Below are 13,987 nucleotides of genomic sequence, written 5' to 3' on the forward strand. Positions count from 1 at the left end.
GATGCGCATTCGCACATCGCGGCATTTTCCGACTGGTGTGCTGCACTGCGTTTCCGGTATGGTCGATTCCTTTCCAAGGATCCGGAGAAGGCATGTCGCGCGCACTCACCCTCACTACCCTGGCCGTTTCCAGCCTCGCCCTGCTCGTCTCCGGCTGGACCGCGCTGCGCCTGCACCAGAGCCAGGCCGAGGACCGGGTAATCACCGCACGCGGCCTGGTCATCCAGGATGGCAACGGCCAGGCGCGGGTGATCCTTGGCGCACCGGTGCCCGATCCGCTCAGCAAGGGCATCTCGCAGGGGCCACGCGCATCGCCGTTGTCCGGCATGATCCTGCTCGGTGCCGATGGTTCAGAACGCGGTGGCTACGGCACTGCCGATGTCGGCGATGAAGCCATGCTGAGCCTGGACGATGCCAACGGCACCACCGAAGTATTCAAGGTCACCGCCAACCCCGACCGCGGCGCCACCCTGGTGATCAAGCACCAGAACAGCACCGGTGCGATGCTGACCTCCTGGCAGGGCAAGCCGGAACTGATCTTCGTCGGCGACAATGGCCAGTCGCACTACGTGCGCCCGAGTACCCCCAGCGCGCCCTGATCCTGCAATGCCTGGCGCAGGTCCAGCGCAACGCGCCGTGCATCGGCCGCGGCCAGCTGGGCGGTGGTGATGCGCAGGCCATGTACGCCCGGCTGCACGGCGAACACCTCGCCCCCCCGCAGCTGCCAACCGCACTGCGCCAGCGCCAGCACCAGCGGCTGGCTGTCCTGCGCCAACGGCAGCCACAGGTTCAAGCCGTCCATCCGCGCCGGCGTGGCGATGCCCTGCTCGTGCAACGCCTGCTGCAGCACCTGGCAACGCTGCGCATAGTCGCGCCCGGCCTTGACCACGCGCGCCATTACCCGTGCCGAACCCAGCGCCGCGGCGGCCGCATCCTGCAGCAGGTGGCTGACCCAACCGGTGCCCGGCGCCATGCGCAGGCGCAGCTGCGCGGCGGTGTCGGCATCACAGCCCAGCACCGCCAGGCGCAGGTCCGGCCCCAGTGACTTGGACAACGAACGCAGCAGCGCCCAGCGCCGGGTGCCCGGCGGAATCACCGTGTAATACGGCTGCTGGGACAACAATGCGAAATGATCGTCGACCAGCACCAGCACCTGCGGATGCCGTTCCAGCACCTGGCGCAGCGCGCGTGCGCGGCGGCGGCTGAGGCTGGCCCCGGTCGGGTTGTGCGCACGCGGGGTCAGCAGCACCGCACGGGCACCGGCATCGAGTGCCTGGGCCAACGATTCGGCCTGCATGCCTTCTTCGTCGATCGCCACCGCCAGCGTGGCATGCCCGGCCGCGCGCAGCGTATTGAGGCTGCCGAGGAAACAGGGGTTTTCCACTGCCACGCGGTCGCCGGGCAGCAGCCACCCGGCCAACACCCGCTCGATCGCATCCACCGCGCCATGGCCCAGCTCCAGTGCATATCCGGCCGGGCAATCCGGATCCAGCTGCGCACGCGCCAGCCGTTCCAGCAGCGGATCGAGGGTTGGCGTGCCATACAGCCGCGGCGCCCGTGCCGGCAGCAGCGCGCGCAGGTCCGGCAGCCAGCGCGGATCGGGATTGCCGCTGGACAGGTCGAACAGCGCCGACCCGCCGCTGCTGCCTTCCTGGGCTGCGGGCGCCGGCCGCGGGGCTACCAGCGTGCCGCGCCGGCCCTGGGTCTGCGCCAGACCGGCCGCGTCCAGGCGCTTGTAGGCGGCGGCCACCGTATTGCGGTTGATGTCCAGCTGCACCGCCAGCTCGCGTACCGGCGGCAGCAGCTGGCCCGGTGCCAACGCCCCGCTGAGGATCTGCTGGCGGATGCTCTCGAACACCGCACTGGCGGTGTGTCCGGTGATTTTCATTTTGTCCTATGCCAATATATGGATCGTCCCGGGACAGTGTTGCATGTGCGCCGCCGCCGTGCAGCCGTCCCCGCTTCCGGAGCCCCCCATGCCCATTGCCACCCCCGACTGGCCACAGGCCACCACCGTCGACGAGATCCGCCACAACCTGGCCGTGGTCCGCGAGCGCATCGACCGCGCCTGCGCGCTGGCCGGCCGCGACCCGGCCAGCGTGCGCCTGCTGCCGGTCAGCAAGACCGTCGAGGAAGCACGCCTGCGCCTGGCCTGGCAGGCCGGTTGCCTCGAACTGGGCGAAAACAAGGTGCAGGAAGCCCAACGCAAAGCCGATGCCATGGCCGACCTGCCGGTGCGCTGGTCGCTGATCGGCCACCTGCAGACCAACAAGGCACGCCATGTGGCGCGCTTCGCCAGCGAATTCCAGGCGCTGGACAGCCTGCGCGTGGCCCAGGCGCTGGACCAGCGGCTGGCACTGGAACAACGCACGCTGGATGTGTTCGTGCAGGTCAATACCTCCGGTGAGGCCAGCAAGTACGGCCTGGACCCGATCGCGGTGGCCGACTTCGTGCAGCAGCTGCCGGCCTTCCCGCAGCTGCGCGTACGCGGGTTGATGACCCTGGCGCTGTTCTCGTCGGACCCCGAACAGGTACGCCCGTGTTTCGTGCGGCTGCGCGAACTGCGCGAGCGCCTGCGTCCTACCCTGCCGGCCGGGGTCCGTCTGGAGGAGCTGTCGATGGGCATGTCCGGCGATTTCGAGATCGCCATCGAGGAAGGCGCCACCGTGGTCCGTGTCGGCCAGGCCATCTTCGGTGCGCGCTCCACCCCGGACAGCGTCTACTGGCCCACGTCCGCCGCCGAGCCCACGCCATGAGCATGCCTCGGCATCGCCGTGCCGTGGCCATCCAGCACGTCGCCTTCGAAACGTGTGGCACCCTGGTCCCCCTGCTGGCCGCGCGTGGCTGGCAGCTGCAGGTGCTGCAGGCCGGCATCGACCCGCTCGATGCGGCCGAAGACGCCGACCTGCTGATCGTGCTCGGCGGGCCGATCAGCGCCAACGACGTCGACACCTATCCGTTCCTGCGCCCGCAGCTGGCCCAGCTGCAACGCCGCCTGCAGCAGCAGCGCCCCACCCTGGGCATCTGTCTGGGTGCGCAGCTGATCGCGCGGGCGCTGGGCGCCGGCGTGACGCCGATGGGCGCCAGGGAAATCGGCTTCGCACCGCTATCGCTGACCGACGCCGGCATGGCCTCCCCGCTGCGTGCGCTGGCCGGCATCCCGGTACTGCACTGGCACGGCGAAATCTTCAGCCTGCCCGACGGTGCGCAGCGGCTGGCCGCCACTGCCGCCTGCGCGCAGCAGGCGTTCGCGATCGGTCCGCACGTGCTCGGCCTGCAATGCCATCCTGAAATCGACCCGCGCCAGATCGATACCTGGCTGATCGGCCACGCCCACGAACTGGCAGCGGCCGGCATCGACCCTCGCGTCCTGCGCGAGCAGGCGGCCCGCTACGCCGCGCCATTGGCTGCTGCCGCCCACGCCATGTTCGGCGCCTGGCTGGATGCCCTGCCGGTCGCGGCCACGCACGCCGAGGAGGTGCCGGCATGAGCGGCTATCGTCTGATCGTGCATCGCAACGACATCCTGCTCGGTCACTTCGACAGCGACGGCCCGCAGGCGCAGCAGCATCTGCAGACCATCGCCGAGCAGTTGCCGTCACGCCAGGGCTTCCAACTGCAGTGGCAGCAGGCCATCGGCGAACAACGTCTGTTGAGCAGCGGCCCCGATGGACTCAAGGTACTGGGCAGCAATCCGGTATATCGCGACGTGACGGCGTAAGCCGCCATCGGGGCGGCGGGCTCAGAGCGCCGGTGGGCGCATCAGTACCTGCATATGCCGTGCATGCTCGTCGGCCTGCACATGCAGCCACGCACGAAAGGCCAGGAAGCCCTGGTGGGTCGCCGAGCGCGGCGGATAGACCAGCCAGTGCGACCAGCGTGTCTTGAGCCGGTGCGGGGACAGCGCAACCAGTTGTCCGGAGTCGAGCAGCAGGCGCGCACGCGTCACCCGCCCCAGGGCGACACCGACCCCATCCAGCGCGGCGCGATGGTGCGATTCGGAGTCGCTGAGCATGGCCACGTAGCGGTTGGGCGGCGTGCCCCCCACCTGTGCGAACCAACGCAACCATTCGCCATCCGGGTCGCCCAGCAGCGGCCATTGCGCCAGCGGACATGCCGCCACTCCGCCCATGCGTGCCACCAGCGACGGGCTGGCCATCGGTACCAGCCACTCATCGAACAACGGCTCGGCCTGCAGGCCCGTCCATTGCCCCGCACCGACCCGAAGTGCGGCATCGACCTGCAACTGGCGTTCGAAATCGGTCAGGCGCTCGCTGGATTCCAGGCTGAGTTCGATCTGCGGATGCGCGGCCACGAAGGAGCCCAGCCGTGGCACCAGCCAGTTGGACGCCATCGACGGCAGCGCGCTCACGGTCAGCACCCGGTCATGGCGTGCAGCGAAGGGCTGGAAGGCCTGCCCGATCGCGTCCAGGTGCGGCCCGACCTGGTCGAGCAGGCGCTGCCCCTCGGCGGTCAACCGCACCCCGCGGGCCTGCCGCAGCAGCAGCGGGTAGCCCAGGCGTTGCTCCAGCAGGCGCATCTGGTGGCTGAGCGCACTGACGGTCACATTCAGTGTTTCGGCAGCCCGGGTCAGGTTGCCAAGGCGCGCGGCGATGACGAAGTTCTGCAGGGCCTGCAAGGGCATCCGGGACATGACAACTTGAATTTCACTCAAGACAGGGTTGTGAGAATGTCGCTTTTTCGTTTCCCATCCTGCACCTATCGTCAACTCCACTCAAGTGGAGGGTCGACGATGAATATCTACAGCGGTCTATTGTTCCTGCACGGCCATATCAGCGATGCAACGCTGGCGCGGCAGCTTGCCGGGGTGCCGGAAGTGGATGCCGGGGAGGCGCTGCCGTCGTCACCGGACGCGTCGCCGTCCGGCGAGCCCGCGCCCGTCGCCCGTGCGGGACACGGCAGGGCAAACGAGCGTGGCACCTGTCCGGCCAACCCGCGCGCCTGCACCCAGTGAAACAGCAGCCTGCCCGCTAGGGTGCCGCCGTCTGCGCCGGCAGCAACCGCGGTTGCTGGTCGTACCACTCGCGCGCGCCGGCCAGGTGCCATGTGCGCTGGTCGCCGTCCAGCTGGACGCCTGCGCCCAGTACGCCCCAGCGCAGATAGAGATCGCCGCGGCGCTGTGCATGCGCAAGATCCAGCCTTGCGCGCATGGAAAGCCGCGCATTCTCGGCGTGCAGGTCGTCCACCCGCAGCTGTCCATTGCGCCAGCGCAACTGCCCGCTGGCCTGCACCTCGCCAGCATCGAGCAGGCCCAGCACCCACCGCGGGTAGGCGCTGCGCTCGGCGAACAGGCCCAGCAACGGCCCGGCATCACGCAGGCGCAGCTGCGCCAGCCCGGTGACCTCGAACGGCGCGGCTGCGTCGATATGGCCGCGTGGAATGGACACCGTGCCCCACCAGCGTCCGTCACTGTCCTGGTCGCCGACAGCGATGTTGCGCAGGTCCACGCGGGTGCCTCCCAGGTCGAACTGCCGGGCGTCGAAATCCGCCCGCTGCACGCGGGCCTTGAGCCGCGCATCGCCACGCATCGCCACCCCGGCCACCTGCAGCTGTGCACCGCGCCCGCGCAGATCCGCACGGCCGTTGCCGACCCGGCCGGTGGCATCCAGTTCCACCTCGCCACTGAGCAGGCCGGTTCCGCCGAGCAGGCGAACGTTGTCGTTGCCCAGGTAACGGTTATAGGCCCGCAGGTCCGGTACCCGCGCATCGTTGAAGCGCAGCCGCGCGCGCATGCTGTCCTGCAGTTGTTGCAGGCGTGCATCGCCGCGCAGGGTCAATGCCATCGCACGGCCATCGAACAACACCGCATCGGCCGCTGCGACGGGTGCCGCGCGGAACTGCGGAATGGTCACGTCCAGCTGGGCCTGGGCCGGTTCGCCGGCGACGATGCGACCGTGCGCGTTCGCCTCGCCGCGCAGGCGCACGCCGGCCACCTCGGCCACCGCGGCCACCTTCGGAATATCCAACGTGCTGCCCGCGGCCAACTGGCCATCGGCCACGCGCAGGTCACCCTGCAGCAGGCCGCCACCGTCCAGATGGAACCACGGCTTGCGCACGAACAGGTCGGCGATCCAGTTCAGGGATTCAAACCGCCATGCACCGCGCACCTGCCCGGACAACCGCGGCAGCAGCTCGGCCGGTGCACGGAACGGAATGCGGCGCCCGCTCACGGTCAGGTCGGCATGCAGCTCACTGCCGGTCTCCAGGTCGCGCGGCAACCGTGCCTGCACCCGGATGTCCCGCGCCACGTCCAACTGCAGGGCCATCAGGCCGCGATCGTCGGCATGCACGCCGGCGTGTACCGGTACCCGCCACACCACCCGGCTGCCGGGCTGCAGCACGCCCCTGTCGATGACCACATCCGCATTGAGCCGCGCGTTGGAGGGCACGCTGCCCACCTTGACGTGCGCGCCGCCGGTATCGATGCGCACGCCCTGGCTGCGCGCGTCGATCTGCAGCTGCGCCCAGGTGATCTCGAACTTGCGCAGGCCCGGTGCCTGGTCGCGGTAGTGACGCGGAAAATGGAAGCGCGCGGCGATGTGCGCATCGTCCAGTACCTGCACACCGTCCAGGCTCACGACGGCCTGCTCGAATCCGGCCGTTGAATCGAACAGCTCGGCCGCCCCCCCCTTCAGCTGCTTGAGGAAGCCGACCGTAGCGTGCCCCCTGCCGAGGATCAGCAATTTGCCGAAGCGCCCGCTGCGGATGCTGTCGCTGTGGATGGCATCAAAGCGCAGGGTCCAGCCACGATCCCCCTTGGGCGGCGGCGTAATGGCGTTCTCCACGCGCTGGATATCCGCTTCCACCCCGCTGGCGTTGATGCGCGGAAGGCGCACCTCGCGCCGCAGCAGTGCCGGCAGCGAGATCCAGGCGCTGGCCCGGTCTGCGCCGAACACGTACACCGTATGGTTGGCCTGCCCGCGCATGCGGAGGTTCCACACCACCGCGTGCCCGGGCACCAGGGTCAGCGCCGGGCCGGTCTGCATGCTGAACTTTTCCGGCGTGCGATTGGTTACCGCGTCGAACAACGGGGTGTTGAGGAACACGTTGCCGGCCAGCAGGTACAGCGCGTACAGCGCGTACAGCGCCAGCAGGGTGAGCAGCGTCAGGCGCCATGGTCGGGGCCAGCGCCGAACGCGCTCGGGAATCAAGGGCATGTGCAGGGGAACGGAAGCGAAAGGACACCCGGACTATCGGCAAAGCGTCGGCGGAGGCGCGTGAAGACGGCGCTGGACAACGTCCCGTATTATCGTTTATCAATAAACGCGACAGTCACCCCGACCGTCGCTTGCTGGAGGCACCGTGGCAGGAAACAACGGCCGACCGTCGACGTCGGGCGATATCATCCCATTTACCCGCGGCGCCCTGCGCGCGGTCATGGCGCTGTGCTGGCTGGGTATTCTCGCCGCGCTGTGCGCCCTGCCGGTGGTGTATTTCGACCGCAGCTGGCTGCTGCGCGCGGCCGGCCGCACTGCCCCCGAGGCAGACCAGGCCAATCTGTTCGCGCATTTTGGCCTGGGCCTGGCCGCCATCGTCGCGCTGCTGGCCACCGGGCTGGTGTTCCTGCGCCACCTGGAGCGCTTCGTACGGGCCGTGCACGGCGGCCACATTTTCGCCCATGGGCATGCCCTGCGCCTGCGCCGGATGGCGTGGCTGATGCTGGGCATGGAGACGCTGTCGATCGGCATTGGCCTGCATGCCAGCTGGATGGGCCCGGGGTTTGCGTGGATGGAAGTGGGCGGTGGCATGTCGATCACCGGCTTGATCGCCGTGCTGATGCTGTTTGTGATGGCCCGGGTGTTTGCCGTAGGCGCGGCGATGCGCGACGACCTGGAAGGCCTGGTCTGAGATGGCCATCGTCATCACCCTGGACCAGATGCTGCTCAAGCGTGGCATGACCTTGTCCGAGCTGGCGACGCGCATCGACATCACCCTGGCCAACCTGTCCATCCTCAAAACCGGCAAGGCCCGCGCGATCCGTTTTTCAACGCTGGACGCCATCTGCCGTGAGCTGGACTGCCAGCCCGGCGACCTGCTGGGCCGTGATCCGCACGCGGCCAGCACCGACGCACTGCAGTGAGTGCGTCGCCCCCCTCTTTCAAACAACTGTGAGCAACGATGGAATGGCTGTCTGACCCCTCGATCTGGATGGGGCTTGCAACACTGGTGGTGCTGGAGATCGTGCTGGGCATCGACAACCTGGTGTTCATCGCGATCCTGGCCGACAAGCTGCCCCCGCACCAGCGCGACCGTGCCCGCCTGATCGGGCTGGGGCTGGCGCTGCTGATGCGACTGGTGCTGTTGGCCGCGCTGGCGTGGATCATGAAACTGACCGAGCCACTGCTGAACGTGCTCGGCCACCCGTTCTCCGGACGCGACCTGATCCTGCTTGGCGGCGGCCTGTTCCTGCTGTTCAAGGCCACCATGGAGCTGCACGAGCGGCTGGAAGGCAGCGGGCACGACGAGGGCCGGAGCAGGGTCTATGCCGGCTTTGCCACGGTGGTGGCGCAGATCGTGGTGCTGGACGCGGTGTTCTCGCTGGATTCGGTGATCACCGCGGTCGGCATGGTCGACGAGCTGGGCGTGATGTATGCCGCCGTCACCATCGCCATGGCGGTGATGATGCTGGCCAGCAAGCCGCTGACCCGTTTCGTCAACCGGCATCCCACGGTGGTGGTGCTTTGCCTGGGGTTCCTGTTGATGATCGGTTTCAGCCTGGTGGCCGAAGGCCTGGGCTTCAAGATCCCCAAGGGCTATCTGTACGCGGCCATTGCATTCTCGATCCTGGTCGAAGCGTTCAACCAGTGGGTCCGCTTCAACCGCGAGCGCGACCAGCAGCGCCTGCCGTTCCGCCAGCGCACCGCCGACGCGGTGCTGCGCCTGCTCGGCGCGGGTACCCGGCGGGATGATGAGACCGACCACGGCGATGACGGCGACCCGGCCGAAGAACGCCTGGAGCCGGCCGAGAAGGACATGATCCGCAGCGTGCTCGGCCTGGCCGAGCGCCCGGTGTCCAGCGTGATGACGGTGCGCGCCGACCTGGAGTGGATAGACCTGAGCCGCGGCGACGCCCATGCCAGGCAACGCCTGGCAACCTCACCGCATACGCGCATGCTGGTGGCCGATGGCGACCTGGACCAGGTGCAGGGCATCGTGCAGAGCCGCGACCTGCTTGCCGACATGCTGCAGGGCAAAGCGCTGCAGCTGCGCGAGAACCTGCGTGAACCGGCCTACGTGATCTCCAGTGCCAGCGTGCTGCAGGCACTGGAAGTGATCCGCCTGCATCCGGTGCCGTTGGCCGTCGCGGTGGACGAATACGGCAGCGTGGAAGGCCTGGTCACCGCCAATGACCTGCTCGCCGCGATCGCCGGCGACCTGGCCGATACCCAGGATGACCGCTATGGCATCCAGCCGTTGGGCGAAGACCGCTGGGAAGCCGACGGTGCACTGACCCTGGACGATCTGCAGCGCCGGGCCGACATCGTCTTCCCGCGCCATCGGCGCTACCAGACCCTGGCCGGCCTGCTGCTGCAGCAGTTGGACCGCCTGCCGGTGGAGGGCGATGCGATCCAGTACGAAGGCTACCAACTGGACGTGCAGGCCATGGACCGACGCCGGGTCATCCGAGTGCTGATCCAGCGTCTGGCAACCTCGCGATCACCTTGATCTCCACGTCGAAGCCGTACAGCCAGGTCACCCCGATACCGGTCAAGGTCGGGTACGGTGCCTGTCCCCAGAATTCCGGCACGATCGTCCAGACCCGCTCGAAGATCGCTTCGGGGTCGACCAGGAACACCGTTACATCCACCACATCGTCGAACGTACAGCCGGCCGCGGCGAGGACCGCGTTGAGGTTGTCGAACGCGCGCCGGACCTGGTCCTCCAGCACCGGCTCGGGCGACCCATCCTCGCGGCTGCCGACCTGCCCGGACACGAACAGGAAGCCATTGGCGCGCACCGCCGGGGAGTAGCGGTTGCGTTCATACAGGGCCTGCCGGCCCGGCGGGAATACCACGTCGCGGGTTGCCATCGTTTTCTCCTGGGCCGATCGGCCCGTACATTGCGATGCCGTCACGGTAGGCGCCCGCGGCCCCTTGATAAACGCCCAACACTGACCATCACTGTTTGTAGAATCCAAACAATTCCCGGCGGGAGCGCAGATGGACCGGTTCGATGCGATGCAGGCCTTCGCCCGGGTGGTGGAGACCGGCAGCTTCACCCAGGCGGCGCAGACCCTGCACATGAGCAGGACCACCGTGACCCAGCTGGTGCAGCAGCTGGAAGCGCGGCTGCGCGTACGCCTGCTCAACCGCACCACGCGGCAAGTCAACGTGACTGCCGACGGCGCGGCCTACTACCAGCGCGTGGTGCGCCTGCTGGCCGACATCGACGATGCCGAAACCAGTCTGTCCAGCGCGCTGGCCGCACCGCGCGGTCGCCTGCGGGTGGATGTACCGGCGCCATTCGCGCGGCTGGTGCTGGTTCCGGCCCTGCCCGGCTTCCTGGCCCGCTATCCGGAGATCCAGCTGGACCTGGGCGTCAGCGACCGGCATGTCGACCTGATCGATGAAAACGTGGACTGCGTGATCCGCGGCGGCGAGCTCACCGACCTGTCGCTGGCCGCACGCCACCTGGGCGACCTGCCGGCCGGCATCTACGCCGCCCCGGCCTATCTGCAGCAGGCCGGCCACCCGGCGCATCCCAAGGCACTGGAAGCAGCACCGCAGCGGGTAGTGGGCTACCTGCGCTCGCGCAGTGGCAAAGTGCTGCCGTATGCGATGCGCCGCGGCGAGGAACAGGTGACGGTACAGGGCCACCACCTGCTGGCGGTGGATGATGGCAATGCCTACCTGGCCGCCGGCGTGGCCGGGCTGGGGGCGCTGTGGCTGCCCGACTACATGGCCGCCGCGCACCTGGCCAACGGCGAACTGGTGCGGTTGTTCCCCGAGTGGCAGCTGGCGCCGATGCCATTGCACGTGGTGTTCCCCCCCAACCGGCATGTGAGCGCCAAGCTGCGGGTGTTCATCGACTGGGTGATGACGCTGGGGACGACGCTGGACGCGGCCCACCTGCGCTGAGCGGTGTTCTCCAATGCCGTGCTACGGTCGGCCCGACAGCACCCATAGCAGCAGCGCGGCAGTGGCTACACTCCCTGCCATCAGGCCGAGCTGGAGGTCGGCCAACCGCGAAATCCGCACATCGCCCAACTGCCGATGGTCGCGCAGGAACAGGAACCGCAGGTACTGGGCGTTGCCATGGTGCCGCCCGCCCAGGCCGAACGTGCGTGGCGCGCCCAACGCAGTGAACCGCTGCGGATGATCGCGGCGCAGCAGGCCCAGCATCGCCACATTGAGCGGCAGGCAGGCGATCACCATCATGCCCGCCAGCAGCAGCAGTCGGCCCATCAGTTCTTCCATGCGGCTCCCCCGAGCATCGATGACAGCGCCACTGTGGGTGGCGCAGCGTCGATGATACGGCATTGCCGCCACGCGACGCCGACGCTAGCGGGCGCGCCCGGCGCCGGCAGGCTGCAGGGCGACGGGCGCGTGATCGCGCTCACGCGGCAACGGCGCAATCGCCAGCGTATCGCCCTTGCACACATCCACATCGCGATACACCACGTGGCGACCGTTGCGGAACTGCAGGCGCAGGTCGAAGCGGCAGCCCTGCGCGCCCAGTCGAACGGTCGTGCTGCTGCCGCCGTCGGCCAGCGCATCGATCGGCCGCGCAACGAAGGCCTCGCTCCCGGCCGGTGCCACCTCCAGCGCCACCAGCGTATCGTTGGCCCGGTTGAGCAGGCCCAGATAGCGCGCCTCCCCGGCATGGGTGCAAGTGGCGAAGAACAGCGAAGCAAACAGTAGCGGGCGAATCAGGTTCATCGCGGTATATCCCTGGCGGTGGTTGACACCCGCATCAGGCGCGCCGCGGGCCACTGCCGCCAACCGATCCGGGACCAATCGTCGCCACGCGCGGCCCAATCGTAGCCGGCCTTCATGACGCTTCCCGGCCCGTCATCGCGCGCCTAAGATGAGCCTGGCCGCACCCTCGTGGCCCAGGATTCCCGCAATGCACATCCGCCTTGGCAGCACCCGTATCCGCCTGTCGCGCTACATCGCCCTGTGGACGCTGGTGGCCATGGTGTTCGCCATCCAGAACTCTTTCAACAGGGGCCTTCCTGGCAGCGACTGGCCACTGTGGGACCTGACCCGCTGGTCGCTGATCCAGTGGTACACGTGGGCGGCGCTGGCACCCACCGTCTTCCGTCTCGCCGAACGCTACCCCGTGCGCGGCGACCAGCGCTTCCACGGGCTGGGCGCGCAGGTGCTGGCCAGCCTGTGCGTGACGTTCGCCGCGATGGTAATCGGCGCGCTGGTGTCCACCCTGTTCGAGCCCAGCGGTTTCGGCGAGCAGCTGTGGTACTTCCTGATCCAGCACTTCGCCATCGGCCTGCTCACCTACTGGGCACTGTTTGCCATCCAGCAGGCGCTGCACTTCCATGCTGAAAAAGCCCAGCGTGAACTGGAGGCCAGCCAGCTGGCCACCGAGTTGGCGCAATCACGCCTGGTCGCGCTGAAGTCGCAGCTGCAGCCGCATTTCCTGTTCAACACCCTGCACGCGATCATTACCCTGCTCGACGAAGACACGCTGTCGGCCGAAGACATGCTGCTGCGCCTGAGCGAACTGCTGCGCGCCTTCCTGGAAGACTACGACGGGCAGGAGATCAGCCTGCGCCAGGAGCTGGACCTGATCGAGCTGTACCTGGGCATCCAGCGCGTCCGCTTCAAGGACCGGCTGACCACCCGCACCTACATCGCACCGGACACGCTGGACTGCGCGGTGCCCAGCCTGATCCTGCAGCCACTGGTGGAAAATGCGCTGCGCCATGGCATCGGCCAGCGCGTGGGCAGCGATACCATCGAGATCGAAACCCGCCGCGAGGGCGATGCGCTGTGCATCGAGGTGCGCAACCGCAACAGCACCTTGAGCAACGATCCGCCCGCATCGGCCGGGCACGGCATCGGCATGTCCAACACCCGCCTGCGCCTGAAGGAGTTGTACGGTGATGCCGGTGAGGTGCGGCTGGACATGATCTGGCCCGAGGGCGTGGCCTGCCGTATCCGCGTACCGTTCCGTGAACTGGAGGGCGCCGACGAGGCGCCGGAATTCACCCCGGGCATTTCGCCGGCATGACCCTGACCGCACTGGTGGTCGACGACGAGCCGATCGCGCGCCATGCCATCGTGCGCCTGCTGCGCGACGATGCCGATATCGAGATCATCGGCGAGTGCGGCGATGGCGTCTCGGCGGTGGCCGCCATCCGCAACCAGTCGCCGGACCTGGTGTTCCTGGACATCCAGATGCCGGCGATCAACGGCATGGACGTCATCGCCACCATCGGCGCCGAACGCATGCCCGCCACGGTCTTTGTCACCGCCTACGAACAGTATGCGGTGAAGGCCTTTGAAGCGAACGCGGTCGATTACCTGGTCAAGCCCTTCAGCCGCGAACGTTTTGCCAGCACCCTGCAGCGTGCCAAGGCGCGCCTGTCGGCGGTGAGCGGCGTGGGCGCGCAAGCCTCCACGCAGATCCTGCAGGCCCTCGATGCACTGCGCCAGCGCGACGACTACCTGCAGCGCATCCCGATACGGGTGGACGAACACGTCGTGCTGGTCGCGGTGGACGACATCATCTGGATCAAGTCCGCGCGCAATGTCGTGGAGATCCACCTTGCCGATCGCGTGCACGAGCTGCGCGACACCATGACCAGCCTGGCCGCGCGACTGGACCCCCGGCATTTTTCGCGCGTGCATCGCTCGGCGATCGTCAACGTGCGCCGGGTCAAGGCGATCCACCCATGGTTCAACGGCCACCATGTGGTGACGATGGACAATGGCCAGCAGCTGCGGATGAGTCGTTACCAGAACGAGGCGTTCCTGAAACTGGTGTCCACCCGTCGCGAGGGCTGA

17 protein-coding genes are annotated in these 13,987 nt (G+C 68.1%); 11 read left to right on the forward strand and 6 right to left on the reverse strand.

Annotated elements, in window-relative coordinates:
- Nucleotides 1–92 precede the first annotated feature (92 nt).
- The gene (locus AC3IR9_RS11595; RefSeq protein WP_489290909.1) at nucleotides 93–599 is read left to right on the forward strand and encodes a hypothetical protein; all 507 of its coding nucleotides are present in this window, start codon (nucleotides 93–95) and stop codon (nucleotides 597–599) included.
- On the opposite strand, the gene ptsJ is transcribed toward AC3IR9_RS11595, so the two are convergent.
- Nucleotides 566–1,888 (reverse strand): MocR-like B6 salvage transcription factor PtsJ, encoded by a 1,323-nt coding sequence (gene ptsJ, locus AC3IR9_RS11600; protein WP_489290910.1) that lies wholly within the window; start codon nucleotides 1,886–1,888, stop codon nucleotides 566–568. The two genes, AC3IR9_RS11595 and ptsJ, sit on opposite strands and share 34 nt — an antisense overlap.
- A gap of 88 nt (nucleotides 1,889–1,976) precedes the next feature.
- Here ptsJ and AC3IR9_RS11605 point away from each other — a divergent pair, with 88 nt between their 5' ends.
- From AC3IR9_RS11605 to AC3IR9_RS11615, 3 genes are read left to right on the forward strand one after another with little or no spacing between them, the layout of a single operon-like run.
- Nucleotides 1,977–2,756, forward strand: a complete 780-nt coding sequence (locus AC3IR9_RS11605; RefSeq protein WP_489290911.1) for a YggS family pyridoxal phosphate-dependent enzyme — start codon at nucleotides 1,977–1,979, stop codon at nucleotides 2,754–2,756.
- Nucleotides 2,753–3,490: a glutamine amidotransferase gene (locus AC3IR9_RS11610; RefSeq protein WP_489290912.1), complete on the forward strand. Its 738-nt coding sequence runs from the start codon at nucleotides 2,753–2,755 to the stop codon at nucleotides 3,488–3,490. Before AC3IR9_RS11605 ends, AC3IR9_RS11610 begins: the two co-directional genes overlap by 4 nt.
- Nucleotides 3,487–3,720 (forward strand): hypothetical protein, encoded by a 234-nt coding sequence (locus AC3IR9_RS11615; RefSeq protein ID WP_489290913.1) that lies wholly within the window; start codon nucleotides 3,487–3,489, stop codon nucleotides 3,718–3,720. Before AC3IR9_RS11610 ends, AC3IR9_RS11615 begins: the two co-directional genes overlap by 4 nt.
- 21 nt (nucleotides 3,721–3,741) lie before the next feature.
- Here AC3IR9_RS11615 and AC3IR9_RS11620 read toward each other — a convergent pair whose 3' ends face one another.
- Complete coding sequence (locus AC3IR9_RS11620) at nucleotides 3,742–4,653, reverse strand: LysR substrate-binding domain-containing protein (RefSeq protein ID WP_489290914.1); 912 nt, start codon at nucleotides 4,651–4,653, stop codon at nucleotides 3,742–3,744.
- Between the two features lie 99 nt (nucleotides 4,654–4,752).
- On the opposite strand from AC3IR9_RS11620, the gene AC3IR9_RS11625 reads away from it, so the two are divergent.
- A complete protein-coding gene (locus AC3IR9_RS11625) occupies nucleotides 4,753–4,974 on the forward strand; it encodes a hypothetical protein (RefSeq protein WP_489290915.1) in 222 nt (73 codons plus the stop codon).
- Between the two features lie 16 nt (nucleotides 4,975–4,990).
- Here AC3IR9_RS11625 and AC3IR9_RS11630 read toward each other — a convergent pair whose 3' ends face one another.
- On the reverse strand, nucleotides 4,991–7,177 hold the full coding sequence (locus tag AC3IR9_RS11630) for a translocation/assembly module TamB domain-containing protein (RefSeq protein WP_489290916.1): 2,187 nt from the start codon (nucleotides 7,175–7,177) through the stop codon (nucleotides 4,991–4,993).
- 226 nt (nucleotides 7,178–7,403) lie between these two features.
- Here AC3IR9_RS11630 and AC3IR9_RS11635 point away from each other — a divergent pair, with 226 nt between their 5' ends.
- Genes AC3IR9_RS11635 through AC3IR9_RS11645 form a run of 3 tightly spaced genes read left to right on the forward strand, consistent with a single transcriptional unit; the run spans nucleotide 7,404 to nucleotide 9,686 of the window.
- Nucleotides 7,404–7,868 carry a DUF2975 domain-containing protein gene (locus AC3IR9_RS11635; protein WP_489295803.1) on the forward strand — a complete coding sequence of 155 codons (465 nt, stop codon included), beginning with the start codon at nucleotides 7,404–7,406 and terminating at the stop codon, nucleotides 7,866–7,868.
- A gap of 1 nt (nucleotide 7,869) precedes the next feature.
- Nucleotides 7,870–8,100: a helix-turn-helix domain-containing protein gene (locus AC3IR9_RS11640; RefSeq protein WP_489290917.1), complete on the forward strand. Its 231-nt coding sequence runs from the start codon at nucleotides 7,870–7,872 to the stop codon at nucleotides 8,098–8,100.
- 38 nt (nucleotides 8,101–8,138) lie between these two features.
- Nucleotides 8,139–9,686 (forward strand): TerC family protein, encoded by a 1,548-nt coding sequence (locus AC3IR9_RS11645; protein WP_489290918.1) that lies wholly within the window; start codon nucleotides 8,139–8,141, stop codon nucleotides 9,684–9,686.
- Here the strand turns inward: AC3IR9_RS11645 and AC3IR9_RS11650 are convergent.
- Nucleotides 9,640–10,050 carry a RidA family protein gene (locus AC3IR9_RS11650; protein ID WP_489290919.1) on the reverse strand — a complete coding sequence of 137 codons (411 nt, stop codon included), beginning with the start codon at nucleotides 10,048–10,050 and terminating at the stop codon, nucleotides 9,640–9,642. The two genes, AC3IR9_RS11645 and AC3IR9_RS11650, sit on opposite strands and share 47 nt — an antisense overlap.
- 130 nt (nucleotides 10,051–10,180) lie before the next feature.
- Here AC3IR9_RS11650 and AC3IR9_RS11655 point away from each other — a divergent pair, with 130 nt between their 5' ends.
- Nucleotides 10,181–11,098 (forward strand): LysR family transcriptional regulator, encoded by a 918-nt coding sequence (locus AC3IR9_RS11655; RefSeq protein WP_489290920.1) that lies wholly within the window; start codon nucleotides 10,181–10,183, stop codon nucleotides 11,096–11,098.
- A gap of 21 nt (nucleotides 11,099–11,119) precedes the next feature.
- Here AC3IR9_RS11655 and AC3IR9_RS11660 read toward each other — a convergent pair whose 3' ends face one another.
- Both AC3IR9_RS11660 and AC3IR9_RS11665 read right to left on the reverse strand, forming a co-directional pair.
- Nucleotides 11,120–11,425, reverse strand: coding sequence for a hypothetical protein (locus AC3IR9_RS11660; protein WP_489290921.1), 306 nt, complete (start codon nucleotides 11,423–11,425; stop codon nucleotides 11,120–11,122).
- Nucleotides 11,426–11,521: 96 nt separating this feature from the next.
- Nucleotides 11,522–11,899, reverse strand: coding sequence for a hypothetical protein (locus AC3IR9_RS11665; protein WP_489290922.1), 378 nt, complete (start codon nucleotides 11,897–11,899; stop codon nucleotides 11,522–11,524).
- Between the two features lie 187 nt (nucleotides 11,900–12,086).
- On the opposite strand from AC3IR9_RS11665, the gene AC3IR9_RS11670 reads away from it, so the two are divergent.
- On the forward strand, nucleotides 12,087–13,211 hold the full coding sequence (locus tag AC3IR9_RS11670) for a sensor histidine kinase (RefSeq protein WP_489290923.1): 1,125 nt from the start codon (nucleotides 12,087–12,089) through the stop codon (nucleotides 13,209–13,211).
- Nucleotides 13,208–13,987, forward strand: a complete 780-nt coding sequence (locus tag AC3IR9_RS11675) for a LytR/AlgR family response regulator transcription factor (protein ID WP_489290924.1) — start codon at nucleotides 13,208–13,210, stop codon at nucleotides 13,985–13,987. Before AC3IR9_RS11670 ends, AC3IR9_RS11675 begins: the two co-directional genes overlap by 4 nt.

The organism is Stenotrophomonas sp. GL_101 (genome assembly GCF_057835675.1).